Genomic DNA, 22806 nt, shown 5'->3' with positions numbered 1-22806 from the left:
ATGGCCCGAGCCCGGTTCGAGGAGCCCCCCGCGTCGGTGCGGCTCTCCGACGGGACGCTCGCGCACATCGTGCGCTCCGAGTACGCCGGCGGGTGGGAGCTCCAGGTCGACGGGACGCCCCAGTCGCACGTCGACCTCGACGATCCCACGCATCTGCACTTCGAGTACGTCGCCCGCATGGGTGCCGTCATCGACCTGCTGAAGATGCCGGGCCAGCCCCTGACCGCCGTGCACCTCGGTGCCGGCGCCCTGACCCTGCCGCGGTACGTCGCCGCGACGCGGCCGGACTCGCGTCAGCAGGTGATCGAGCTTGAGCCCGCGCTGATCGAGCTCGTGCGCAGCGAGCTGCCGCTTCCGCGCGGCGCGTCGATCCGCGTGCGGATCGGAGACGCGCGCGAGGGACTGGGGCGGCTGCCGGCCGCGCTCGTCGGCAACGTCGACCTGCTCATCTCGGATGTGTTCGCCGGGTCGCAGACGCCCGCGCATCTGACCACGGTCGAGTTCTACACCGCAGCCGAGCGGATGCTGGCACCCCACGGCGTGCTGCTGGTCAATGTCGCCGACGGCGCGGGGCTCGCCTTCGCTCGGCGCCAGGTCGCGACGGTGCGGGCCGTCTTCCCGCACGTGATCGTGCTCGCCGAGGTGCAGGTGCTCAAGGGGCGGCGCTTCGGCAACCTCGTCATCGCGGCATCCCGCACGCCGCTCCCGTCCCAGTGGCTCCCACGGCTCATGGCCGCAGGACCGCACCCGGCGAAGGTCGCGCAGGACGTCGAGCTCGATGAGTTCGCGCGCGGCGCGCGGGTGGCGACGGATGCCGATTCCACACCCTCGCCGAGGCCCGCGGCATCCGTCTTCGAGCGTCGGCCGTGACGCCTCGCGTCCGGTGACGAGGGCGGCCCGCACGCTCCGCATGCGAATCGGCGCGACGTCACGTGATCCAGCGGCGCGTCAGCCCGGGCCTTCGCGGGCCGCGGGGCACACTGGAAGGGCGAACGCGCTCGCGCGGAGAGGAGTCGACGATGAGCTACATCCACGGGTATGACCCCGACACCCTGCGCGAGCAGGTCGACGCGCGACAGTGCAAGGACCGGCTCGAGGAGATCGGCGAGCAGCGGAGCCTTCCGGCGCTGCTCGAGCGGGTGTGGCTGCTGAAGGTCCTCGGGCGGCTCGAGGACTCGCTCGTGCTGTCGGAGCAGTCGGTGCGCGTGGCGCGCATGGCGGGCACGCGCAAGGATCTGCTTCGCGCACGCATCCTGCACGCGTCGGTGCTGCAGTTCCGGGGCGCGTACGCGGCCGCCGAGCAGGAGCTCACAACCTGCGCCTACGAGGCGGAGGGGCAGGATTGGAACGCGATCGCCGCCTTCGCCTACCAGCACCGCGGCAAGGTGCACTACGACGCGGAGGACTATGTGTCGGCGCGGGCCGACTTCAAGCGCGCGCTGTTCCTGCGCCAGGAATCCGGCGCGTCGGACGATCAGCTTGAGGCCACGCTGCTCGCGGTCGACGCCGCCGACCGGCGTCGCACCAGCGCCTCCGTCGCCAGCTGAGACCCCGCCCCGGTCCCCGCAACCCCCCGTGTCGTAGGTACGTTCTACTCTCGCCGCCATGTCGGATCTTCATCGTGTGCGCGTCTGGGCCGACGCGCTGATCGCCCACCACCTGGATGACTCGTGGTCGTTCGGGTTCGACAATGCGAAGCGCCGCGCCGGCCTCTGCGACTACACGCGCAAGCGCATCAGCGTCTCGCGCTACCTCGCCGCCCGCTACGACGACGACACGAACCATCAGACCCTCCTGCACGAGGTCGCGCACGCGCTTGCGGGGGCCAAGGCCGGACACGGTGCGAAGTGGAAGGCAGTCGCCCGCGACCTGGGGTACGTCGGCGGGACGACGCACCACGGCGAGACTGCCACCGAACTCGCCCCCTGGATCGGCGTGTGTCCCGCCGGGCACCTGGCCTACCGGCACCGGCGGGTCACCCGGCCCACGTCCTGCGCGAGATGCGCTCCGCGGTTCGACGAGCGGTTCGTCTTCACGTGGTCGCGTCGCGAGATCGGTCCCGCGGTACGGCTCGCGGCGATGACCCCGCGCTAGCCGCGTTCAGTGCACGCGGAAGACGCCCTCGCGGAGCACCGGGACGACGGATGCCGCATCCAGGGCGGACGCTGCGACCACGTCATCTCCGCGACCCTGACCTGCCAGCTCCAGCCCCGAGCCGGACGCGGTGAGCAGATGCTTCGCCGAACGGCGGAGCGCGCGGAACGACTCCGCCGCCACGGCGGCCTCGGGCGAAGTGTGGTCGATGCCCAGCGAGCCGAGCGCCTCCACGATCGCGCCCGCGCCGAGGTGATCTTCGACGGCGAAGCGCACCCTTGCGGCGCCATCCCGTCCGGTCAGCTCGCCGGCGGCGATCACCGCGATGCTGGTGCGCCCGCCGCGTCGCTCCTGTTCGGCTGAGGCGGCGACGGCGACCGCCGACGCGTTGCGCAGCGCGCCCACCAGCACGAGCGCTCCGCTCGACGCTGCAGCCTCGGCGACCGCGGCGCCGTTGATCGATGCGGCGTGGGCGGCGGCATCCAGCGGGTGGTCCTCGCCCTGCTCGAGTCGGCGGATCACGTTCGTCGAGTACCGGAGCACGTCCACGACCACGACGATGTCGGATGCGGCGAGGCGCTCGAGCCCGTCCACACCCCACTCCAGTCGCACCTGGTACATGGACTGGTCGAACGGACTCCCCGGCATCCGACCAGCGTACGGCCGGGCTCGGTCGTCCGCCGCAGCGGGCGACCGGCGCGGCCACCCGATGGGAGACTGAGACGATGCGCATCCTCCTCAAGCTGGTCATCGACTGCGACGCGGATGCCGCGTGGCGGGCCGTGCACTCCCCCCGCGCGGTCGCCGAACTGTACGGCCCGCTCATGGACCTGTCGCCGCTGGATCCGCAGGGCCTTCCGACGACGTGGGAGCCTGGCGGCGATGTGCCGGTGCAGCTGGCCCTTGCCGGTCTCGTCCCGATGGGCCGGCAGCTCATCCACGTCAGCGACCGCATCACGGAAGACGCGAACGGTGCGGTGCGCATCTTCCGCGACAGCGGCATCCCGCTCACCGGACCCCTCGCGAGCCTCGACGTGTGGGACCACCAGATGGCGATCTCGCCCGCTCCCGGCGATCCCGCCAAGACGCTCTGGCGGGATCGGCTCGTGATCGGCGGTCCGACCGCGCTCGCGCTGTGGCCGCTGCTGTGGACGACGTGGCAGTGGCGCGCGACGCGGATCAAGGCGATGGCGCCGACCTGGGCGCACGACCCCGAGCTCGCACGGGAGCAGACGAGCGACTGACGTCCGCTACTCGGCGAGCGCCTCGACCGGCGCGACCCGCGTCGCCAGACGCGTCGGCACGACGGCCGCGACGAGGGTGAGCACGGTGGTGGCGCCCGCGATCGCGACGATCGGCCAGAACGGCACGGCCGGCCACACGAAGCTGGACGCAGACGGGGCATCCGGGTTCACCGGAATCGACCCGAGCAGGGATTGCGCTCCCGCCCACCCGTAGAGCACGCCGAGCACGAGCCCGGTCGCCAGCGCGGCGATCGTGACGTGGGCGGCCTCCAGCAGCACCATGCGGCGCACCTGGCCGTTGGAGACGCCGAGCGCCCGCAGCAGCCCGAGCTCACGGCGCCGCTGCACGACCCCGATCGTGAGCAGGTTCACGAGTCCGACGCCGGCGATCACCGCAGACACGGCGACGAGCCCCATCATGATCGCCGCGAAGCTGTCGAGCACCGTCGCGATCTCCGGCGGCAGCTGCCCGCCAGCGGCGGCGCTCATGACGGCTTTCACGGACTCGATCGCGACGGCGAACATGGTCACGAGCGTGACGCCCATCACGACGCCGATCGCCATCCGCGACGAGCGCTCGGGGTGGCGCAGGGCGTTCTCGGCGGCGAGCCGGGCGGTCGCCGATCCGCCGAAGATCCGTCCGACCAGGCGCAGCACCGGAGGCATGACGAGCGTCGCGCCGAGCGCGAGCCCGGTGAAGGACAGGATGCCGCCCGCGAACGCCACGATCACGCCGAGTGGCGAGACCAGGCCCAGGAGCACGCCTCCCGCCAGAAGCGCTCCCCCGGCGACGAACAGCGAGATCGCCCACACATTCCGCCCGGTCCGGCGTGACAGCTGGTCGTGCGTCGCCTCGACCGACCCTCCGAGCGCCTGCAGTGGCGTGACTGCGAGCACGCGGCGCGATCCCGCCCATGCCGCGGCCCAGGTCGTCAGCGCGACGATCGCCGCGGGCACCAGCAGCACCGGCTGCACCACGCCGAATGAGACGCCCTCCAGCCCCAGCATCCGTCCGGCCGTCCACACCCCGACCGCGGCGAGCGCCGTGCCGCCGACGAGTCCGGCGAACGAACCGATCGCGCCGACCACCAGCCCCTGGCGGGCGACCTGCGAGCGCTGCGTGCGCGCGGACGCCCCGATCAGTCGGAGGAGGGCGATGCGCCGCGTGCGGCCCGCGATCACGGTGGAGAACGTGTTCGCCGTGACGATCGCGGCGACGTACACCGCGACGCCCACCAGCAGGACCGTCATGATCCCGAGCACGACCGCGAGCATCGCGCTGTCGCCGATGTACGGATCCGCTCGGAGCATCGCCGCGATGTACCCGGTGGCCGAGATGAGCACGACGCCGAAGGCGCTCGAGATCGCCGCGACCAGGATGCTCGCCCCCATGCCGCGGTCCCTGAGCCAGCCCAGCGGAGCGGATGCCGCTGCCGGACGCGGCTCGATGCCCGCGGTCGCGGTGGCGACGGCGCTCATGCGAGCACCGCTGCGGCGTCGTCGCCGATCGAGGTCGGCGCGCCGAGTTCGGAGGCCAGCATGTATGCCGCGATCTGCTCGGGGCTCTGGCGGGGCTTGTCGGCGACGACCCGGCCGTCGGCGAGGAAGATCACCCGGTCGGCGTGGCTCGCGGCGATCGGGTCGTGCGTGACCATCGCGATCGACTGACCCTGGTCACGACTCGCCTTGGCGAGCAGACCGAGCACCTCACGACCGCTGCGCGAATCGAGATTGCCGGTCGGCTCGTCGGCGAACACGAGATCCGGCGCGGTGGCCAGCGCCCGTGCGATCGCGACCCGCTGCTGCTGACCGCCGCTGAGTTCGTGCGGGCGGTGTCGCAGTCGCGATCCGAGCCCGAGCGCCTCGATCAGCCCGTCGATGCGACCGCGTTCCAGGGCACTCGGCCGTCGGCCGTCGAGGTCGAAGGGCAGCAGGATGTTGGCGAGCGCGTCGAGGGTCGGCACGAGGTTGAACGCCTGGAACACGAAGCCGACCCGCCGGCGTCGCAGGATCGTCAGCTCGAGGTCCGAGAGACCGGTGATGTCCGTGTCGCCGATCCAGGCCCGGCCGCTCGTCGCGGCATCCAGCCCGGCCATGATGTGCATGATGGTCGACTTGCCCGACCCGGACGGACCCATGATCGCGGTGAACTCACCGCGACGGATGCCGACGCTCACGTCATCGAGCGCGCGCACCGTGCTCTGGCCGTGACCGTAGGTCTTGGTGAGGTTCTGCACACGGGCGGCGAGCCCGAGGTCTGTCGATGAGAGGTTCATGCCTCCGACGGTACGAATCGCCGGGCGCAGGCGCGTCGGCCCGCAGAGGCATCCCGCGTACATCGCTGGGATGATCCGAGCCCGGGATCCGATCCGTCAGCGGCGCGTGGAATCCAGCACCTCCTGGGCGCGGGATGGCGCCGGGGCGTAGACGCGCAGGGCCTTCGGCAGGATCCGGCAGGTCAGCGTGTAGCGACCGTCGTCGCCGACCGCGGGGCGTCGCTCGAGTTCGCCGTCGTGCGCGTAGAAGGTCGCCTCGCCGTGCCTCGGCTGCACGGAGATCGCGATGTCGGTCGCGGTGATGTGCTCGATGTCGGATGCCGGGGGCAGCAGGCGCAGCGCACGCAGCACCGCGCGCGTCGCCCTGCCGAACGAGAGCGCAGCGACCGCCTGGAGGCGGGAGCCGCGCGCGTGCAGCACCCGAACGTCCAGGACGCCGTCGGAGAGCGTGCGTCGCTGCATCGTCGCCGCCTGGCCGGGAGTGTTGCGGCCGACGCTCGCGAACACCGACCAGACGCGGGCACGCCTGCCGCCGACGGTGATGTCGATGGGCTCGGCGTCCCGAACCTGACGCCACGTCGCGACCACGCCGCCGATCCACTTGCCGAGCGTGGCCTTCCGCCGCGTCCGCTCCGCCACGAACTCGGGGTAGATCCCGATCGACGCGGCGTTCAGGACCGTCGTCGTGCGTCCCCCGGCCGTGAGTTCGCCGACGCTCGCGGCGATCCCCGATCCGGACTGCAGGGCGTCGATCGCGAGGTCGACGCTCTCGATGCCCGCCGTGCGGGAGAAGTGATTGAAGGTGCCGCCGGGCAGCGCCAGGAACGGCCTGTCGAACTCGAGCGCGAGGTGCGCCATGCGCGAGACCGACCCGTCTCCGCCGTACACCCCGAGCACCTGCGGCGCGTCCTCGCCGGCCATGATCTCCCGCACGACGTCGTCCATGTCCTCGTCGGGTTCGAGCTCCCGCACCATGGCAGCGGGCAGCCGGTTCGCGATCGTCGAGCGCGGATCGAGCCGGATGACCGCTGTCCCTGCACCCTGGTTCATCACGATCAGCACGCCGCGGCCGTCATCGGAAGCCGGCAGGGTGATCAGCTCGACCACCTGCTCGACCTCGTCGTCGCTCACCTCCTCATCGTGAGCGCGGGCGGGCACGACGATCCGGCCCAGCAGCGCGACGCCGGCGCCGATCGCGACACCGCCCACGACGTCGGAGAGCCAGTGGGCGCCGACGTGCAGGCGCGAGTACGCCACCGCAGCCGCGAGCGGCCCGATGACCAGCCCCGAGCGCCCCGACTCCAGCGCGACCCCCGTCGCGAAGCCCGCGGCGCTGGCCGAGTGCCCCGATGGGAACGACGGCGTCGAGGGATGGATGCGCAGCCGCCGCACGGCGGGAACGTCATCGAAGAGCGGTCGCGGGCCCGCGAAGAAGCTCTTCACGACGACGTCGGAGGTGACGCTCGCGACCAGCATCGAGGCGACGCCGCGAATCGCCGCACGTCGCCGACCCAGCGCGAACAGCGTGGCGGCGATCGAATACCACAGCAGTCCGTGATCGGCGGCCCGGCTGAGCCGGGTGTAGGCGCGGTCGTGCACATGCCAGGACGCCGAGGCGTTGAGGCGCCGGCCGACCGTGCGATCGACCCCGCGCACCCACGCAGGCAGCATCCGCCGACGGCGAGAAGGGAGCAGCTGGTGCCCTGAGGTGCTCGAACGCATGATCCTGAGGCTAGTTCGCCGGGCACCTGCGCACACGCATCGCGGCGCGTCGACTGCCGAGATCTTCCGCGGCGTCGCGGCGCGGCGCTAGGGTCCTGTTCCAGAACCCGAGTGAGGAGCGATGATGCCTGCAACCGCCATGCCGCCGAGCGGTGATGAACCTGCCGCGCGGAAGACGTGCGATGCCCGCGGCATGGTCGAGATCCACCGGATGTTCCGGCGCGGCTTCGGCGAGGCCCCGGGGCTCGTGCGAGCGGTCTCTTCCGGCGACCTCGCCCACGCCGAGATCGTCGCCGATCAGCTGCACATGCTCTCGGTCGGCCTGCACGCGCACCACGAGGCAGAGGACGAGCGCCTCTGGGACGCTCTGGAGGAGCGCGCGCCGTCCTGCGCGATCCACGTGGAGCGCATGAAGGCCCAGCACGCCGAGATGCTCGTCCAGCTGAAGGCGCTCGACCGAGCCCTCCCCGAGTGGAGGACGACGGCCACGGCGACGGGTGCGGCTCCGGTGCTGACAGCGCTCGACGGCATCAACGCCGCGCTCGGCGTGCACCTCCCCGACGAGGAGACGAACATCGTCCCGGTCATGGAGAGGACCATCACCGAGGAGGAGGTGGAGTGGTTCGCCGACCACGGACGACGCGCCGTCCCGAAGGGCCAGACCTGGAATCAGCTCGGCGAGATCCTGGCCGCGCAGCCCGACGGCGGCGACGAGTGGCTGCACGAGCACATGCCAGCGCCGGCGCGGCTGATGTGGCGGTGGATCGGCAAGCCGAAGTACGTCAAGCACCGCGCGGCGCTCGAGGGTCGCTGAGCCGGGCGCCCGCTACGCCAGGCCGTGCTCGAAGGCGAACACCACGAGCTGGACGCGGTCGCGCAGCGCGAGCTTGGTCAGGATGCGGCTGACGTGCGTCTTGACCGTGGCTTCGGAGAGGAATTCGCGCCCGGCGATCTCGGCGTTCGAGAGCCCCTGTGCGGCGAGCGCGAAGATCTCCCGCTCCCGATCGGTCAGGTCGAGATACGCCGGCGGAACCGGCCGCGGCGCCGCAACAGCGAAGTGCGCGAACAGGTCGCGGGTGGCGGAGGCCGCGATCACCGCCGACCCCGAGTGGACGGTGCGGATCGCGGCGAGCAGGAACTCCGGCTCGGCATCCTTCAGCAGGAACCCGCTCGCACCCTGCCGGATCGCGCGCGCGGCGGCCTCGTCGAGATCGAAGGTCGTCAGCATCACGATCCGCGGCGGGTCCTCGTCACGGAGCAGCTCGGCGGTCGCGGCGAGTCCGTCCATGACCGGCATCCGGATGTCCATGAGCACGACGTCGGGGCGGGCCGCACGCACGACCTCGAGCGCCTCGCGGCCGTCCGCCGCCTCGGCGACGACCTCGAGATCGGCCTGCGAGTCGATCAGCATGCGGATGCCGGCACGGAACAGCGCCTGGTCGTCGACCAGCACGACGCGGATCGGCTTCACTCGACGCCTCCGACCGGGAGCACGCCGGTGACCACGAACTCGCCGTCCGGATCCGAGGCGCTGAGCCACCCGCCGACCAGGTTCGCTCGTTCGCCCATCCCGATCAGTCCGTGCCCCGATTCGGTCGGATGCTCGCCCGACCGCAGGCGGTTGCGCACCTCGAACTCGACTCCGGGGCGTCCCTTGCACACCGTCGCAAGCCAGGCGAGCCGCACGAGCACCGGCCCGCCGTCGCCGTGGCGGAGGGCGTTCGTGAGGGCCTCCTGCAGGATCCGGTACAGCGCGAGCTGCACGGCAGCGGACGGCTGGACGGTGGGTGCCGGATCGATGTCGACCCGCAGCTCGACCCCGGCCGCGCGCACCTGCGCGTAGAGCTCCTCGAGATCGGCGAGCGTCGGCTGCGGGCCCGGGGATTGGTTATGGCGCAGCTGGGTCAGCAGCAGCCGGACGTCGGCGAGCGCAGCACGGGCCGTCGTCGAGATCGTGCCGAGCGCCGCCGTCGCAGCTGCCGGGTCGGCGGGGGCCGCGTACCTGGCCCCGTCGGCCTGGGCGATCACGACGGCGAGCGAGTGCGCGACGACGTCGTGCATGTCCCGCGCGATCCGCACGCGCTCCTGCTCCGTCGCCGCCTCGACCTCGGCGCGCTCCTGCGCCTCGCGGTTGGCACTCGCGCGGAGGGCCGCCCGCACGAGCGCGCCGACCGTCCACGCCAGCAGCAGCGCGAAGGCGGCAGCGACCAGCACGGCGACCGCGAGCGGCAGCGTGCGCAGCGACAGGCCGCCACCGGCGAACGTCGGCCCGACGAAGAGGTAGATCGTGATCACGAGGGCGCCTGCGAGCGCGGACGCGAAGCCCGCCCAGTAGACGCGGCGGGTGCCGTAGGCGGCCGTCACGTAGAGCACGCCGAAGATCGCCAGATCGGCGGCGGTCGGCGGTCGGCCGAGCGCCATCTGCAGGACGGCGCCGGCCCAGGCGAGCGCCAGCGCGATCGGCGGCGACCAGCGACGGACGCCCAGTGCCGCGCTGAAGATCACGGCGATCGTCACGCCGGCCAGTAGCGCGACCGGAGCGCCCAGGAGGCTCACCGTGCCCGTCTCGCCCACCATGATCTCCACCGGCAGGGCGACCGCGAAGAACACGACGGCGACCGAGACGTCGACCGTGATCTGGTAGGTCTTCAGCCGGCGGAACACGCACTCACGCTAACCGGGAAGGCGACGGCGCAGCATCCATCCTGCGATGTATTCGGCCCTGCCGCGCTGTGGCGGCATCAGTCGGGGATGTATCCGGCGAACCCCTTGCCGCGCATCGCCCTCAGGCTTTACTGTCCGGACACAGGCTGAAATCGACGGGAAACGTCGGAGGACCAAGATCGAACAGCGGGGAGCGATCCCCACCGGAACCCGAACCGGTCCCCGTCGATGCAGCACGAAGAGGATCAGTCGAGGACGGACGGAGACCGGCATGACGACGGTACGCGCGGCAATCACACAGACCACCTGGACCGGCGACAAGGAGTCGATGCTCGACAAGCACGAGCGGTTCGCGAGGGATGCCGCAGCAGAGGGCGCGCAGGTGATCTGCTTCCAGGAGCTGTTCTACGGCCCGTACTTCGGGATCACCGAGGACAAGAAGTACTACCGCTACGCCGAGCCGGCCGACGGCCCGATCGTGCAGCGATTCGCCGCCCTTGCCGCCGAGCTGAACATGGTCATGATCCTCCCGATCTACGAGGAGGACATCACCGGCGTGTACTACAACACGGCAGTCGTGGTCGACGCCGATGGGACGATCCTCGGCAAGTACCGCAAGCACCACCTCCCGCATCTCGATCGCTTCTGGGAGAAGTTCTACTTCCGTCCCGGCAACCTCGGATACCCGGTGTTCGACACGGCCATCGGCAAGGTCGGGGTCTACATCTGCTACGACCGCCACTTCCCGGAGGGCTGGCGCGAGCTGGGCCTGGGCGGAGCGCACGTCGTGTTCAACCCGAACGCGACCAAGCCGGGGCTGTCCAACCGCCTCTGGGAGGTCGAGGGCCCGTGCGCCGCGGTCGCGAACGGCTACTTCGTGCTCCAGCCGAACCGCGTCGGACGGGAGGACAACGAGTACGGAGAGCTCGCGGTGGACTTCTACGGAACCAGCCAGGTGATCGACCCGCGGGGCAACTTCGTCGGCGAGCGCGGGTCGGGCACCCATGAAGAGGTCCTCATCCGCGACCTCGAGATGGACATGGTCCAGGAGATGCGCGACGACTGGCAGTTCTACCGGGACCGCCGGCCCGACTCGTACGCGCTGATCGCGAAGCCGTGACCCGGGTGATCGAGTAGCGACGAAGGGGCGTATCGAGATCATGGCAACGACACTCATCACCGGCGGCACGGTCGTCTCGGCCACCGGCCGCTCCGCGGCCGACGTGCTGATAGACGGCGAGACGATCGCCGCGGTCCTGCAGCCGGGCTCCGAGCTTCTCGGGACGGACGTCGCGGCATCCGTCGACCGCGTCATCGACGCGACAGGCAAGTACGTCATCCCGGGCGGCATCGACGCGCACACCCACATGGAGCTGCCCTTCGGCGGCACCGCCGCGATCGACACGTTCGAGACCGGCACGCGTGCGGCGGCCTGGGGCGGAACCACGAGCATCATCGACTTCGCGGTGCAGCGGTACGGTGAGCGCGTCCAGGACGGCCTGGCGGCGTGGCACGCGAAAGCCGCCGGAAACTGCGCGATCGACTACGGGTTCCACCAGATCATCGGCGGCGTCGACGAGGACGCGCTCGCGGCCATGCCCGGCCTGATCGACGAGGGCATCACGAGCTTCAAGCTCTTCATGGCCTACCCGGGAGTCTTCTACTCCGACGATGCCCAGGTGCTGCGGGCGATGCAGGTCTCGCGCGAGACCGGCCTGCTCACGATGATGCACGCCGAGAACGGACCGGTGATCGACGTGCTCGCCGCACAGCTCGTCGCGGAGGGCAAGACCGACCCGTACTTCCACGGCATCGCCCGTGCATGGCAGATGGAGGAGGAGGCCACGCACCGCGCGATCATGATCGCGAACCTCACCGGAGCGCCGCTGTACGTCGTGCATGTGAGCGCCAAGCAGGCCGTCGAGCAGCTCGCCGCCGCCCGCGACAAGGGTCAGAACGTGTTCGGCGAGACGTGTCCGCAGTACCTGTACCTGTCTCTGGAGGAGCAGCTCGGTGCCACGAGCGACGAGTGGGGGCGGTTCGAGGGCGCCAAGTGGGTGTGCTCGACCCCGCTGCGCTCGCGCGCCGAGGGCCACCAGGACCACATGTGGCAGGCGCTGCGCACGAACGACCTGCAGATGGTCTCGACCGACCACTGCCCGTTCTGCATGAAAGACCAGAAGGAGCTCGGGCTCGGCGACTTCCGCGCGATCCCGAACGGCATCGGCTCGATCGAGCACCGCATGGATCTGATGTACCAGGGCGTCGTGACGGGGAAGATCACCCTGGAGCGGTGGGTGGAGCTCACCTCGACCACCCCCGCGCGGATGTTCGGGCTGTACGGCCGCAAGGGCGTGATCCAGCCGGGTGCCGACGGCGACGTCGTGATCTACGACCCGAACGGGCATACGTCGATCGGTCTCGGCAAGACGCATCACATGAACATGGACCACTCGGCGTGGGAGGGCTTCGAGATCGACGGGCACGTCGACACCGTGCTCTCCCGCGGCAAGGTCATCGTCGACGGCGGCGAGTATCTCGGCGCAAAGGGCGATGGGCGCTTCCTCAAGCGCGGCCTCAGCCAGTACCTGACATGACCGCGCGGCCGATCGATAGGAGCACCATGGACTTCGGCGTCGTACTGCAGACCAACCCGCCCGCGGCCCGCACCGTGCAGCTCGCGAAGCTCGCCGAGGCGCACGGGTTCACCCACGTGTGGACCTTCGACTCGCACCTGCTGTGGGAAGAGCCCTACGTCATCCACTCGGCGATCCTCGCGGAGACGAAACGGGTGACCGTCGGGCCCTTCGTGACCAATCCCGCCACGCGGGACTGGACGGTGACGGCATCCGTCTTCGCGACGTTGAATGAGATGTACGGCAACCGCACCGTGTGCGGAATCGGGCGCGGCGACTCGGCGGTGCGCGTCACCAACGGCAAGCCGGTCTCGATGAGCGAGCTGCGCGAGTCGATCCACGTGATCCGGGAGCTCGCCAACTCGCGTCCGGTCGAGTACAACGGCGCCACCCTGCAGTTCCCGTGGAGCCACGGCTCGGAGCTGGAGGTGTGGGTCGCCGCGTACGGGCCGCTGGCGCTGAAGCTCACCGGCGAGGTCGGCGACGGCTTCATCCTCCAGCTCGCCGACCTCGACATCGCCGCGTGGATGATCAAGACGGTCCGCCAGGCGGCCGAGAACGTCGGACGCGACCCCGACTCGATCGCGTTCTGCGTGGCCGCGCCGATGTACATCGGCGACGACTGGCAGCACATGCGCGATCAGTGCCGCTGGTTCGGCGGCATGGTCGGCAACCACGTCGCCGACATCGTCGCGAAGTACGGCCATCACGGTGCCGTCCCGGATGCGCTCACCGACTACATCGCCGGCAGGCACGGCTACGACTACAACACGCACGGCAAGTCCGACAACGACCACGTCGACTTCGTGCCCGACGAGATCGTCGACCGGTTCTGCATCCTGGGCACGGCGGACGAGCACATCGCCAAGCTCCAGAAGCTCCGTGAGATCGGGGTGACGCAGTTCGCCGGCTACCTCCAGCACGACAACAAGGAGGAGACGATGCGGGTGTACGGCGAAACCGTGATCCCCGCCCTGTCCGAGCACGTGACGGCCAAGACATGACCTCACCCGCGACCGACACCGCGAGAACGCAACCGACCGGCGAGACCGTGGACAAGGGCCGCGGTTCCGCCCGCCCGGCGCGCGCTCGCACGCGAACCGGCCCGCACGCTCTCTCGGCGTGGGCTTGGGGCGCCGTCGGCATCCTCCTCCTCGTCATCGTGTGGGAGGCGTACAAATTCCTGGGTCCCTCCGACGGGGTGGTCATCGGAGGGGCGAGGATCCTGCCGCGGACGACCGACCTCGCGATGCCGCACGTGTGGGACATGATCGGGCGGCTGCTCGAGCCCGTCACCCGCGCCGACGGCTCCCCTCCGCTGTGGGGAGCCATCGCGCTGGCGTGCCTGACGACCCTCGGCATCGCCGCCGTCGGGTGGCTGGTGGGGCTCGTCGTCGGCGTCGGCCTCGCCCTCGTGATGCAGCGCTGGCGCCTGGTCGAGTGGGGTCTGCTGCCGTGGATCATCCTGAGCCAGACGGTGCCGCTGATCGCGTTCGCCCCGATCGTGAAGAGCTGGGGATCGCGCGTCTCGATCGGCGGATTCGAGTGGCAGGACTGGATGTCGGTCGCCCTCATCGCTTCCTATCTCGCGTTCTTCCCGATCGCCGTGGGCGCCCTGCGGGGGCTGCAGTCCCCCGACCGGATCCATACCGAACTCATGCACACCTACGCGGCCGGCTACTGGCCGACCCTGCTGCGACTGCGATTCCCGGCATCCGTGCCCTACCTGCTCCCGGCGCTGCGCCTCGGCGCGGCCAACGCCGTGATCGGCGCCGTGGTCGCCGAGGTGTCGACCGGGCTGCAGGGCGGGATCGGCCGTCTGCTGATCCAGTTCGCCGGCCAGGCGTCGGGTGACCCGTCCAAGGCGTGGGCGCCGATCTTCGGCGCGATCGCCCTCGGGCTGGTCGCCGCCGGATCGGTCGCGATGCTCGGACTGCTGCTGAAGGACTACCGACGAGGAGAGGCCACCTGATGACCCTTGGACATGCTCACGGGGGTCCGGATGCGACGGCAGGCACGGATTCCGTCGTCGTGCGGGACGTCGCCAAGACCTTCGCGACGAAGACCGGCGATGTCAGCGCGCTCGAAGGCATCGATCTGACCGTCGCCGAGGGCGAGTTCGTCGCGCTGATCGGCCCGTCCGGGTGCGGCAAGTCCACCCTGCTGCGCCTGATCGCCGACCTCGACTCGCCCACGTCCGGCACGATCGAGGTCTTCGGAAAGCCGGCGCATCGGGCGCGCCGCGACCAGGATTACGGCATCGCGTTCCAGCAGGCGGGGCTCCTGCCGTGGCGGACCGTCGCCGCCAACATCGCGCTCCCCCTCGAGCTGCACGGTGTGGCGGCCGCGGAGCGCAAGGCCCGCGTGGCCGAGCTCGCGGAGCTCGTCGGCCTCACGGACTTCGCGGACCGGCATCCGGATCAGCTCTCCGGCGGAATGCAGCAGCGTGTCGCGATCGCGCGCGCGCTCGCCGAGCGACCGCGGCTGCTGCTCATGGACGAGCCGTTCGGGGCGCTGGATGAGATGACCCGTGAGCGGATGCAGACCGAGCTGTCCCGGATCGCCGCCGAGACCGGCGCCGCCGTGGTGTTCGTCACGCACTCGATCCCCGAGGCGGTCTTCCTCTCGGATCGCGTGGTTGTGATGTCGCCGCGTCCCGGCCGGATCACCGAGGTGATCGAGACCGGGTTCGGCAAGGACACCGCGCGCGATGAGGCTCTGCGCGAAGTGCCCGCGTTCTTCGATCGCGTGACCTCGGTGCGCGAGGCACTGCACGGCACACCGGTGCCCACGAGCGGGCGGGAGGAACGATGACGGCGGTCACCCCGCGGGATGTCGCGCCCCGCCCGCCGCGCGCGGCGTGGAGTGCCGCGACCGAGCGACGCCTGCGGATCATCGCGCCGATCGTGGTCGGGATCACCGGCCTCGCGCTGTGGCAGTTCCTCGTCACCGTCGTGGGCGTGTCGGACTACCTGCTGCCCAGCCCGGCGGCGATCGCGCAGCAGTTCGCGGAGTTCGGTCCGGCGATCTGGTCAGCGGCGCTCGTGACGGGGACGAACGCGTTGATCGGCCTCGTGGTGGGCACGGTCCTCGCGATCGTGCTCGCCGCGTTCGCCGCGCGCTGGCACGCGATCGACGGGATGTCGGCGCCGGTCGTGGCAGCCCTCGCCGTCGTGCCGATCGTCGCCCTCGCCCCGGTGCTGAACTCGATGTTCGGCGCCGACAGCCAATTCGGCCGGCAGGCGATCGCCGCGCTCGCATCCTTCGTCCCGGTCTTCATCAACACGTTCCGCGGTCTGCGGCAGACCCGGCCGGTGCACCGGGACCTGATGCGAAGCTATGCCGCCAGCGGCGCCCAGTCCTTCCGCACCGTCACACTCCCCACTGCCCTGCCGTACCTGCTCACCGGCGTGCGGATCGCCAGTTCGCTCGCCGTGATCTCGGCGCTGGTCGCGGAGTACTTCGGCGGCCCGCGCGGCGGCTTGGGCAGCGCGATCTCCACCTCCGCCGCGACCAGCGCGTACGCGCGCGCCTGGGCCTACGTGGTCGCGGCGATCGTCGTCGGCCTGATCTTCTATCTCGCGACGGCGCTCATCGAGCGCCTCGTGCTCCGCCGCATCCCGGTCGGAGGCGCGCAATGAAGCGCGCCGCGCTGGATGCGGCGGGTCGTCGTCCTCGCCAGTCGAGGCCGGTCCCGCATCACCGCATCCCGCAAGGGAACCCGAAAGGAACGACATGAGACACAGCACACGTCGCGGCCTCGCGACAGGCGCATTCGCGCTGTCGGCGGCCGTCATCCTGAGCGCCTGCTCCGGCGGAGGCGGCACGTCGCCCTCGTCGGACGCCTCGGGCGACTCCGGCGAGCTGACCCCGGTCAAGCTCCAGCTCCAGTGGCTCCCCCAGGCTCAGTTCGCCGGTTACTTCGCCGCCGTCGAGCAGGGCTTCTTCAAGGACGAGGGCCTCGAGGTCGAGATCATCCCGTCGGGCGGCGACATCGTTCCGCAGGATGCCCTGGCCAACGGTGACGTCGACTTCGCGATCGCCTGGGTGCCCAAAGTGCTCGGATCGATCGAGGCCGGCGCGAACCTGACCGACATCGCGCAGATCTTCCAGCGCTCCGGCACCCTTCAGGTGTCGTGGGCCGATTCGGGCATCGACTCGGTCGCCGACTTCGAGGGCAAGAAGATCGGCTCGTGGGGCTTCGGCAACGAGTGGGAGATCTTCGCGGCGATGGCCGCGGAGGACCTCGACGCCACCACCGTCCAGATCATCACGCAGGACTTCAACATGAACGCCTTCCTGCAGGGTGACATCGACGCGGCGCAGGCGATGACCTACAACGAGTACGCGCAGCTGCTGGAGACCACCGACCCGGAGACCGGCGAGCTCTACCAGCCCGAGGACTTCAATGTCATCAGCTACCAGGACACCGTCGGCGCGATGCTGCAGGACGCCGTCTGGGCCGACACCGAGCGCCTGGCCTCGGATGAGGCGTACGCCGACACCGCGGTGAAGTTCCTCAAGGCCGTCATCAAGGGGTGGGTCTACTCGCGGGAGAACCCCGATGAGGCTGCCGCGATCACCCTGGCCTCCGGGTCAGGGTGGGGTCCGAGCCACGAGCTGTGGATGATGAACGAGATCAACAAGCTCATCTGGCCGTCGCCCGACGGAATCGGAATCATCGACGAGGCGGCCTGGAACCAGACCGTCGAGGGCGCGCTCGCCGCTGTGAACGAGACCGGCGCGCACCTCATCACCGAGGAGCCGCCGTCGACGGCGTACAGCAACGAGTACATCCAGAAGGCGCTGGATGAGCTCGAGGAGGAGGGCGGCATCGACGTCCTCGGCGAGGAGTTCACGCCGCTGGAGGTCGAGCTGCAGGAGGGCGGCAACTAGCCGTCCACGCGTTTTCGTCGCTTCGCTCGCTCAACGACCGACCCCGGTCGTTGGGCGAGCGATGACGAGCGAGACGGAGCGCCGTGGCCCGCGGCGGAACGGCGGCATCCGGACGCTTCGACGGACCCGGCGATCGGATCAGAACAGTTCGTGGCTTGACCCGCGGTGCCCGACAGACGAGCGTTGATCACTGAGCGGCGGCGCAGCGCGCCGACGCGATCGCACGCGCGAAGGGACCGCACGCATGACCGATGAAGACCTGGACGCCCAGGCGAGCTCCCTCGACCGCGAGTTCGTGTTCCACTCCTGGCTGGCCCAGGCCAACCTCGACCTGCCGGTGATCGCAGGCGGGTGCGGGTCGACCGTCTGGGATCACGCCGGCAATCGGATGCTGGATTTCGCGAGCCAGCTCGTCAACGTCAACATCGGGCACCAGCATCCGGCGGTCGTCGCGGCGATCCAGGAGCAGGCGGCGACGCTCGCGACGATCGGCCCCGCCACCGCCAATCTGACGCGCGGGCAGGCCGCCCGGCGCATCATCGGCAAGGCGCCCGACGGCTTCGCGAAGGTGTTCTTCACCAACGGCGGCGCCGACGCGAACGAGAACGCGATCCGGATGGCCCGGCTGCACACCGGCCGCGACACGGTGCTCTCGACCTATCGCTCGTACCACGGCAACACCGGCGCGGCCATCGTCGCGACCGGCGACTGGCGGCGGATGCCGAACCAGTACGCCCGCGGCCACGCGCACTTCTTCGGCCCCTACCTGTACCGCAGCGAGTTCTGGGCGACGACGCCCGAGGAGGAGTCGGCGCGGGCGCTGCACCATCTCGAGCGCGTCATCCAGTCGGAGGGACCGGCCACGATCGCGGCGATCCTGCTGGAGTCGGTGCCCGGCACGGCCGGCATCCTGCTTCCGCCGCCCGGGTATCTCTCCGGCGTGCGCGCGCTGTGCGACCGCTACGGCATCATCCTGATCCTCGACGAGGTGATGGCCGGGTTCGGCCGCACCGGTCGCTGGTTCGCGTTCGAGGGCTACGACGTCGTCCCCGACCTGATCACCTTCGCGAAGGGCGTCAACTCCGGTTACGTCCCGGTGGGCGGCGTGATCATCTCCGAGGAGATCTCGTCGACGTTCGACGAGCGGGTCTTCCCTGGGGGACTCACCTACAGCGGGCACCCGCTGGCCGCGGCATCCATCGTCGCGTCGATCGACGCGATGGAGGGCGAGGGCATCGTCGAGAACGCGCGGCGCATCGGCGAGGAGGCGATCGGGCCCGGCCTGGCCGACCTCGAGCAGAAGCACCGCCTGATCGGCGAAGTCCGGGGCGAAGGCGTCTTCTGGGCGATCGAACTGGTCGCCGACCGGTCGACGCGCGAGCCCGTGGCGCCGGCGGTCATCGGCCGGCTCAAGCAGGAGCTCACCTCACGCGGGCTCGTGCCGTTCGCGTCGGAGAACCGCATCCACGTGGTGCCGCCGTGCGTCGTCACCGACGACGAGGTCGCCCAGGCGATGTCGATCTACGACGAGGCGCTCACCGCCGTCGAGGCCGCCGGCTAGCGCGCACCGCCCTATCGGTCGCGCGGACCGCGACTTACCCTGGAAAGACACGTGCCCACGAGGCCAGAAGAAGGAAGACCATGACTGACACCACGACACTCGAGCCGGCAACGGAGTCCGCGACCACGATCCTCGACCACTGGGTCGACGGCGGCACCTGGGCGGGCGCATCCACTCGCACGGCACCGGTCTACAACCCGGCCTGGGGCAAGGTCCAGCGCGAGGTGCGCCTCGCCTCCACCGCCGACGTCGACGACGCCGTCGCATCGGCGACCGCGGCATGGGCGCAGTGGCGCGACTCATCGATCGCCAAGCGCCAGACCGTGCTGTTCGCGTTCCGCGAGCTGCTGAACGCCCGCAAGCAGGAGCTCGCCGAGATCCTCACGTCGGAGCACGGCAAGGTCATCTCCGACGCCCTCGGCGAGATCGCCCGCGGCATGGAGGTCGTCGAGTTCGCGTGCGGGCTCGGACACCTCACGAAGGGCGCCTACTCCGAGAACGTCTCGACCGGTGTCGACGTGTACACCGTCAAGCAGCCGATCGGCGTCGTCGGGATCATCAGCCCGTTCAACTTCCCGGCGATGGTGCCGCTCTGGTTCTTCTCGATCGCGCTCGCCGCCGGCAACGCAGTGATCCTCAAGCCCTCGGAGAAGGACCCGAGCGCCGCGAACTGGATGGCCGCGCTGCTGAAGGAGGCAGGCCTCCCCGACGGCGTGCTGAACGTCGTGCACGGCGACAAGGAGGCCGTCGACGCGCTGCTGGAGCACCCCGACGTGCGGGCGATCTCGTTCGTCGGCTCCACCCCGATCGCGAAGTACGTCTACGAGACTGCGACCTCGCACGGCAAGCGCGTGCAGGCCCTCGGCGGCGCCAAGAACCACATGCTGATCCTTCCGGATGCCGACCTCGACCTCGCTGCGGACGCCGCCGTGAACGCCGGCTTCGGCTCGGCCGGCGAGCGCTGCATGGCGATCTCGGTCGTGCTCGCGGTCGACACGATCGCCGACGAGTTCGTCGAGAAGGTCAGCCAGCGCATGGGCACCCTGCGCACCGGTGACGGCACGCGCGGCTGCGACATGGGCCCGCTCATCACCCAGGTGCACCGCGACAAGGTCGCCTCGTACATCGACGTGGCCTCGGCGGACGGGGCCTCGGTCGTCGTCGACGGCCGCGATGTCGAGATCGACGGCGACCCCGACGGGTTCTGGCTCGGACCCACCCTGATCGACAAGGTGCCGACCTCCTCGACGGTGTACCGCGACGAGATCTTCGGCCCCGTGCTGTCGGTCGTGCGCGTCGACGGCTACGAAGAGGGCCTCGGCATCATCAACGGCAGCCAGTACGGCAACGGCACGGCGATCTTCACGAACGACGGCGGCGCTGCGCGGCGCTTCCAGCGCGAGGTGCACGTCGGCATGATCGGCATCAACGTGCCGATCCCGGTGCCGGTGGCGTACCACTCCTTCGGCGGGTGGAAGGCCTCGCTGTTCGGCGACGCGAAGGCGTACGGTCCGCACGGCTTCGACTTCTTCACGCAGGAGAAGGCCGTCACGAGCCGTTGGCTGGACCCGTCGCACGGCGGCCTGAACCTGGGCTTCCCCCAGCACGATTAGCGGACGGCTCTGCTGCTCCCCTGGCGAAACCACCTCTTCTCGCCGAATCCACGCGGTTCAGTCGACCCATCTTGGGTGGTCTCGGCGAGAAGGGGTGGTTTCGCGAAAAGACGGGAGTCGAGCGGCCAGCCGGGTCAGAGGGCCATCGGACGGTTCTCGTAGAACGTCTGCAGCACCACCGTCGTGCGCGTGCTGACGGATGCGGCGAGTCGGATGTCGCGGATGAGCGCTTCGAGGCCGCGAGGCGTGCCGACCCGCACGAACAGGATGTAGCTCGCATCGCCCGCGATCGAGTGGCACGCCTCGATCGCGGTCAGGTGCTCGAGCAGCTCCGGGGCATTGTCGGGCTGCGAGGGGTCGAGCGGCGTGATCTCGATGAAGGCGGAGAGCGATCGGCCGACGGCCTCGGGGTCCAGGAGTGCGCGGTATCCCGTGATGACGCCGGTGCTCTCGAGTCGGCGCAGCCGCGCCTGGACTGCCGAGACGCCGAGGCCGACGTTCTCGGACAGCTGCGCGAGCGTGGCCCGCGGATCCCGCGAGACCGCCGCGAGGATCGCTGAGTCGACAGGATCGTCCATGACATGGAAGAATATCGGTTGAACCGGTGAATCGCCGGAATGTTTCCATCTCTTCCTCGGATCGGAGGTTGCCATGTCCCTCAGCCAGACCCACCAGACCGGTGCGCGCCAGGCCGTCGTCGGCGAACCCGAGGTCGTCGAGGACGGCCGCGCACTCGGTGTCGAGACCACGCCGGCCTGGCTCTCACTGAAGGATGCGGCGATCGCCCTCCAGGCCATCCAGGCTCAGGACGGCTCGGTTCCCGACCCCGCCGACCACGCCGAGGCGCGGACGTGCGTCGAAGCTGTCGTCGAGTCCATCCGGGCGCTCTCGCATCGCTTCCCCCACGACGCCGAGTACCTCGCGGCGAGCGCGCACGATTTCGAGCGGTGGGCGGACGGCGGGTTCGGCGTCCCGGACTTCTACGATTCGCTCGTCGCGTTCCAGCCGCAGCAGCACCGTGTGGACGGCATCCGCCACCTCGTCGTGTTCCCTATGTACACCCAGAACGGGTCGTCCGATCGGTACGTCGAGGCGCTCATCGTCGAGGTGATCTGGCCGGAGTTCATCGCCGAGCTCGAGACCGAATACGTCAACCGGCTCTTCGTCTCGCTTCGCCTGGTGGACTTCACGCCCGGCTACGACACCAACTCGGCTGTGCTGTTCCCCGAGACCGTGGCGATGCGCGAGATCCCCACGTTCACGTGGGGCGCGATCTTCCAGGACCGCGAGGCCGCGCGCTACCGCCGGGTCGTGCGTGCCGCGTCGGAGATCACGAAGCTCGAGCTCCCCGAGGGCGCGGCGCGGATGCTGGAGGACCAGGCGCTGGCCGAGCGGACGTTCGTGATGTGGGACATCATCCACGACCGCACGCACATGCGCGGCGACCTGCCGTTCGATCCGTTCATGATCAAGCAGCGGATGCCGTACTTCCTGTACTCGCTCGAAGAGCTGCGCTGCGACCTCACAGCCTTCCGCGAGTGCGTGGCGATCACGAAGCGCCTGCGCGAGCGTGTCGCCTCCGGCGCGACGCTCAGCGATGTCGAAGCCGAGATGCTCGAGCACGCGGTGCTCGTGCAGTACGCCGTGATCTTCGATCGGATCTTCCGCTTCGCGATCACCGGTTCGCGCGTCCGCAACTACGACGCGGTCGGCGGTCAGCTGCTGTTCGCCTGGCTGCACCAGCGGGGCGTCCTGCACTGGACCGACACGGCACTGACCTTCGACTGGCCGAACGTGCCCTCCGCGGTGGTCGAGCTGAGCGATGCGATCGACGAGCTGTACTGGCGCTCGATCGACCGCCCGAAGACCGCGCACTGGCTGGCCGCCTACGAGCTGGTCCGCTCGACGCTCACGCCCCACCCGGCCTCGCGGTGGGCGCGCGGTCTGCCCGACGACGTGCTCGCCGGGCTTCCGAAGGGCTACACCGACGCGGTCATGGACGACGAGTTCCCGCTCTCGATGTTCTTCGAGGCGCTCGAGAAGAAGATGCGCCCGGTGATCGAGTCGACTGCGGGCATCCGGGCCGAGGACGCCTGACGC

General features: G+C 70.2%; 22 protein-coding genes. 15 read left to right on the top strand and 7 right to left on the bottom strand.

The window, feature by feature from the left end:
* The 3 genes from BM349_RS04545 to BM349_RS04535 all read left to right on the top strand — a co-directional run bounded on the left by BM349_RS04545 (nucleotide 1) and on the right by BM349_RS04535 (nucleotide 2094).
* Nucleotides 1-870: a spermidine synthase gene (locus BM349_RS04545; RefSeq protein ID WP_091703546.1), complete on the top strand. Its 870-nt coding sequence runs from the start codon at nucleotides 1-3 to the stop codon at nucleotides 868-870.
* 149 nt (nucleotides 871-1019) lie between these two features.
* Nucleotides 1020-1547 (top strand): hypothetical protein, encoded by a 528-nt coding sequence (locus BM349_RS04540; protein WP_091703544.1) that lies wholly within the window; start codon nucleotides 1020-1022, stop codon nucleotides 1545-1547.
* A gap of 58 nt (nucleotides 1548-1605) precedes the next feature.
* On the top strand, nucleotides 1606-2094 hold the full coding sequence (locus BM349_RS04535) for a SprT-like domain-containing protein (RefSeq protein ID WP_091703540.1): 489 nt from the start codon (nucleotides 1606-1608) through the stop codon (nucleotides 2092-2094).
* Between the two features lie 6 nt (nucleotides 2095-2100).
* Here the strand turns inward: BM349_RS04535 and BM349_RS04530 are convergent, their stop codons facing one another.
* Nucleotides 2101-2742: a 2-phosphosulfolactate phosphatase gene (locus tag BM349_RS04530; protein ID WP_091703535.1), complete on the bottom strand. Its 642-nt coding sequence runs from the start codon at nucleotides 2740-2742 to the stop codon at nucleotides 2101-2103.
* A 77-nt stretch (nucleotides 2743-2819) separates the two neighbouring features.
* On the opposite strand from BM349_RS04530, the gene BM349_RS04525 reads away from it, so the two are divergent.
* Nucleotides 2820-3338, top strand: a complete 519-nt coding sequence (locus tag BM349_RS04525; RefSeq protein WP_091703533.1) for a hypothetical protein — start codon at nucleotides 2820-2822, stop codon at nucleotides 3336-3338.
* A 6-nt stretch (nucleotides 3339-3344) separates the two neighbouring features.
* Here the strand turns inward: BM349_RS04525 and BM349_RS04520 are convergent, their stop codons facing one another.
* From BM349_RS04520 to BM349_RS04510, 3 genes are all read right to left on the bottom strand, one after another.
* A complete protein-coding gene (locus BM349_RS04520) occupies nucleotides 3345-4817 on the bottom strand; it encodes an ABC transporter permease (RefSeq protein WP_091703529.1) in 1473 nt (490 codons plus the stop codon).
* Nucleotides 4814-5614: an ABC transporter ATP-binding protein gene (locus tag BM349_RS04515; RefSeq protein WP_091703525.1), complete on the bottom strand. Its 801-nt coding sequence runs from the start codon at nucleotides 5612-5614 to the stop codon at nucleotides 4814-4816. Before BM349_RS04515 ends, BM349_RS04520 begins: the two co-directional genes overlap by 4 nt.
* A gap of 96 nt (nucleotides 5615-5710) precedes the next feature.
* A complete protein-coding gene (locus tag BM349_RS04510; protein WP_091703522.1) occupies nucleotides 5711-7336 on the bottom strand; it encodes a bifunctional phosphatase PAP2/diacylglycerol kinase family protein in 1626 nt (541 codons plus the stop codon).
* A 124-nt stretch (nucleotides 7337-7460) separates the two neighbouring features.
* Here BM349_RS04510 and BM349_RS04505 point away from each other — a divergent pair, with 124 nt between their 5' ends.
* Nucleotides 7461-8150 (top strand): hemerythrin domain-containing protein, encoded by a 690-nt coding sequence (locus tag BM349_RS04505; RefSeq protein WP_091704941.1) that lies wholly within the window; start codon nucleotides 7461-7463, stop codon nucleotides 8148-8150.
* A gap of 12 nt (nucleotides 8151-8162) precedes the next feature.
* Here BM349_RS04505 and BM349_RS04500 read toward each other — a convergent pair whose 3' ends face one another.
* Both BM349_RS04500 and BM349_RS04495 read right to left on the bottom strand, forming a co-directional pair.
* On the bottom strand, nucleotides 8163-8807 hold the full coding sequence (locus BM349_RS04500) for a response regulator (protein ID WP_091703517.1): 645 nt from the start codon (nucleotides 8805-8807) through the stop codon (nucleotides 8163-8165).
* Nucleotides 8804-10000 (bottom strand): sensor histidine kinase, encoded by a 1197-nt coding sequence (locus BM349_RS04495; RefSeq protein ID WP_091703512.1) that lies wholly within the window; start codon nucleotides 9998-10000, stop codon nucleotides 8804-8806. The genes BM349_RS04500 and BM349_RS04495 overlap by 4 nt, the downstream gene beginning before the upstream one ends.
* Before the next feature lie 271 nt (nucleotides 10001-10271).
* Between BM349_RS04495 and BM349_RS04490 the strand changes: the two genes are divergently transcribed.
* From BM349_RS04490 to BM349_RS04450, 9 genes are all read left to right on the top strand, one after another.
* Entirely contained in the window at nucleotides 10272-11120 is an 849-nt protein-coding gene (locus BM349_RS04490) for a nitrilase-related carbon-nitrogen hydrolase (RefSeq protein ID WP_091703509.1), read from the top strand.
* 40 nt (nucleotides 11121-11160) lie between these two features.
* Nucleotides 11161-12597, top strand: coding sequence for a dihydropyrimidinase (hydA, locus tag BM349_RS04485; RefSeq protein ID WP_091703505.1), 1437 nt, complete (start codon nucleotides 11161-11163; stop codon nucleotides 12595-12597).
* Between the two features lie 26 nt (nucleotides 12598-12623).
* Complete coding sequence (locus BM349_RS04480; protein WP_091703501.1) at nucleotides 12624-13640, top strand: TIGR03842 family LLM class F420-dependent oxidoreductase; 1017 nt, start codon at nucleotides 12624-12626, stop codon at nucleotides 13638-13640.
* On the top strand, nucleotides 13637-14608 hold the full coding sequence (locus BM349_RS04475; RefSeq protein ID WP_091703498.1) for an ABC transporter permease: 972 nt from the start codon (nucleotides 13637-13639) through the stop codon (nucleotides 14606-14608). The genes BM349_RS04480 and BM349_RS04475 overlap by 4 nt, the downstream gene beginning before the upstream one ends.
* Nucleotides 14608-15450, top strand: a complete 843-nt coding sequence (locus tag BM349_RS04470) for an ABC transporter ATP-binding protein (protein WP_091703495.1) — start codon at nucleotides 14608-14610, stop codon at nucleotides 15448-15450. Before BM349_RS04475 ends, BM349_RS04470 begins: the two co-directional genes overlap by 1 nt.
* Nucleotides 15447-16277, top strand: a complete 831-nt coding sequence (locus tag BM349_RS04465) for an ABC transporter permease (RefSeq protein ID WP_091703490.1) — start codon at nucleotides 15447-15449, stop codon at nucleotides 16275-16277. Before BM349_RS04470 ends, BM349_RS04465 begins: the two co-directional genes overlap by 4 nt.
* 94 nt (nucleotides 16278-16371) lie before the next feature.
* Entirely contained in the window at nucleotides 16372-17532 is a 1161-nt protein-coding gene (locus tag BM349_RS04460; RefSeq protein WP_091703486.1) for an ABC transporter substrate-binding protein, read from the top strand.
* Between the two features lie 244 nt (nucleotides 17533-17776).
* Complete coding sequence (locus BM349_RS04455; protein WP_091703483.1) at nucleotides 17777-19093, top strand: aspartate aminotransferase family protein; 1317 nt, start codon at nucleotides 17777-17779, stop codon at nucleotides 19091-19093.
* A gap of 80 nt (nucleotides 19094-19173) precedes the next feature.
* Nucleotides 19174-20706, top strand: a complete 1533-nt coding sequence (locus BM349_RS04450; protein ID WP_091703479.1) for a CoA-acylating methylmalonate-semialdehyde dehydrogenase — start codon at nucleotides 19174-19176, stop codon at nucleotides 20704-20706.
* 134 nt (nucleotides 20707-20840) lie between these two features.
* Here BM349_RS04450 and BM349_RS04445 read toward each other — a convergent pair whose 3' ends face one another.
* Nucleotides 20841-21284 (bottom strand): Lrp/AsnC family transcriptional regulator, encoded by a 444-nt coding sequence (locus tag BM349_RS04445; protein WP_091703475.1) that lies wholly within the window; start codon nucleotides 21282-21284, stop codon nucleotides 20841-20843.
* A 73-nt stretch (nucleotides 21285-21357) separates the two neighbouring features.
* On the opposite strand from BM349_RS04445, the gene BM349_RS04440 reads away from it, so the two are divergent.
* The gene (locus BM349_RS04440) at nucleotides 21358-22803 is read left to right on the top strand and encodes a DUF6421 family protein (RefSeq protein WP_091703471.1); all 1446 of its coding nucleotides are present in this window, start codon (nucleotides 21358-21360) and stop codon (nucleotides 22801-22803) included.
* Nucleotides 22804-22806: the final 3 nt, after the last annotated feature.

Origin of the sequence: Microbacterium sp. cf046, from assembly GCF_900114345.1 — a bacterium.
Taxonomy (GTDB): domain Bacteria; phylum Actinomycetota; class Actinomycetes; order Actinomycetales; family Microbacteriaceae; genus Microbacterium.
This window is presented reverse-complemented; position numbering and strand designations above follow the sequence as displayed.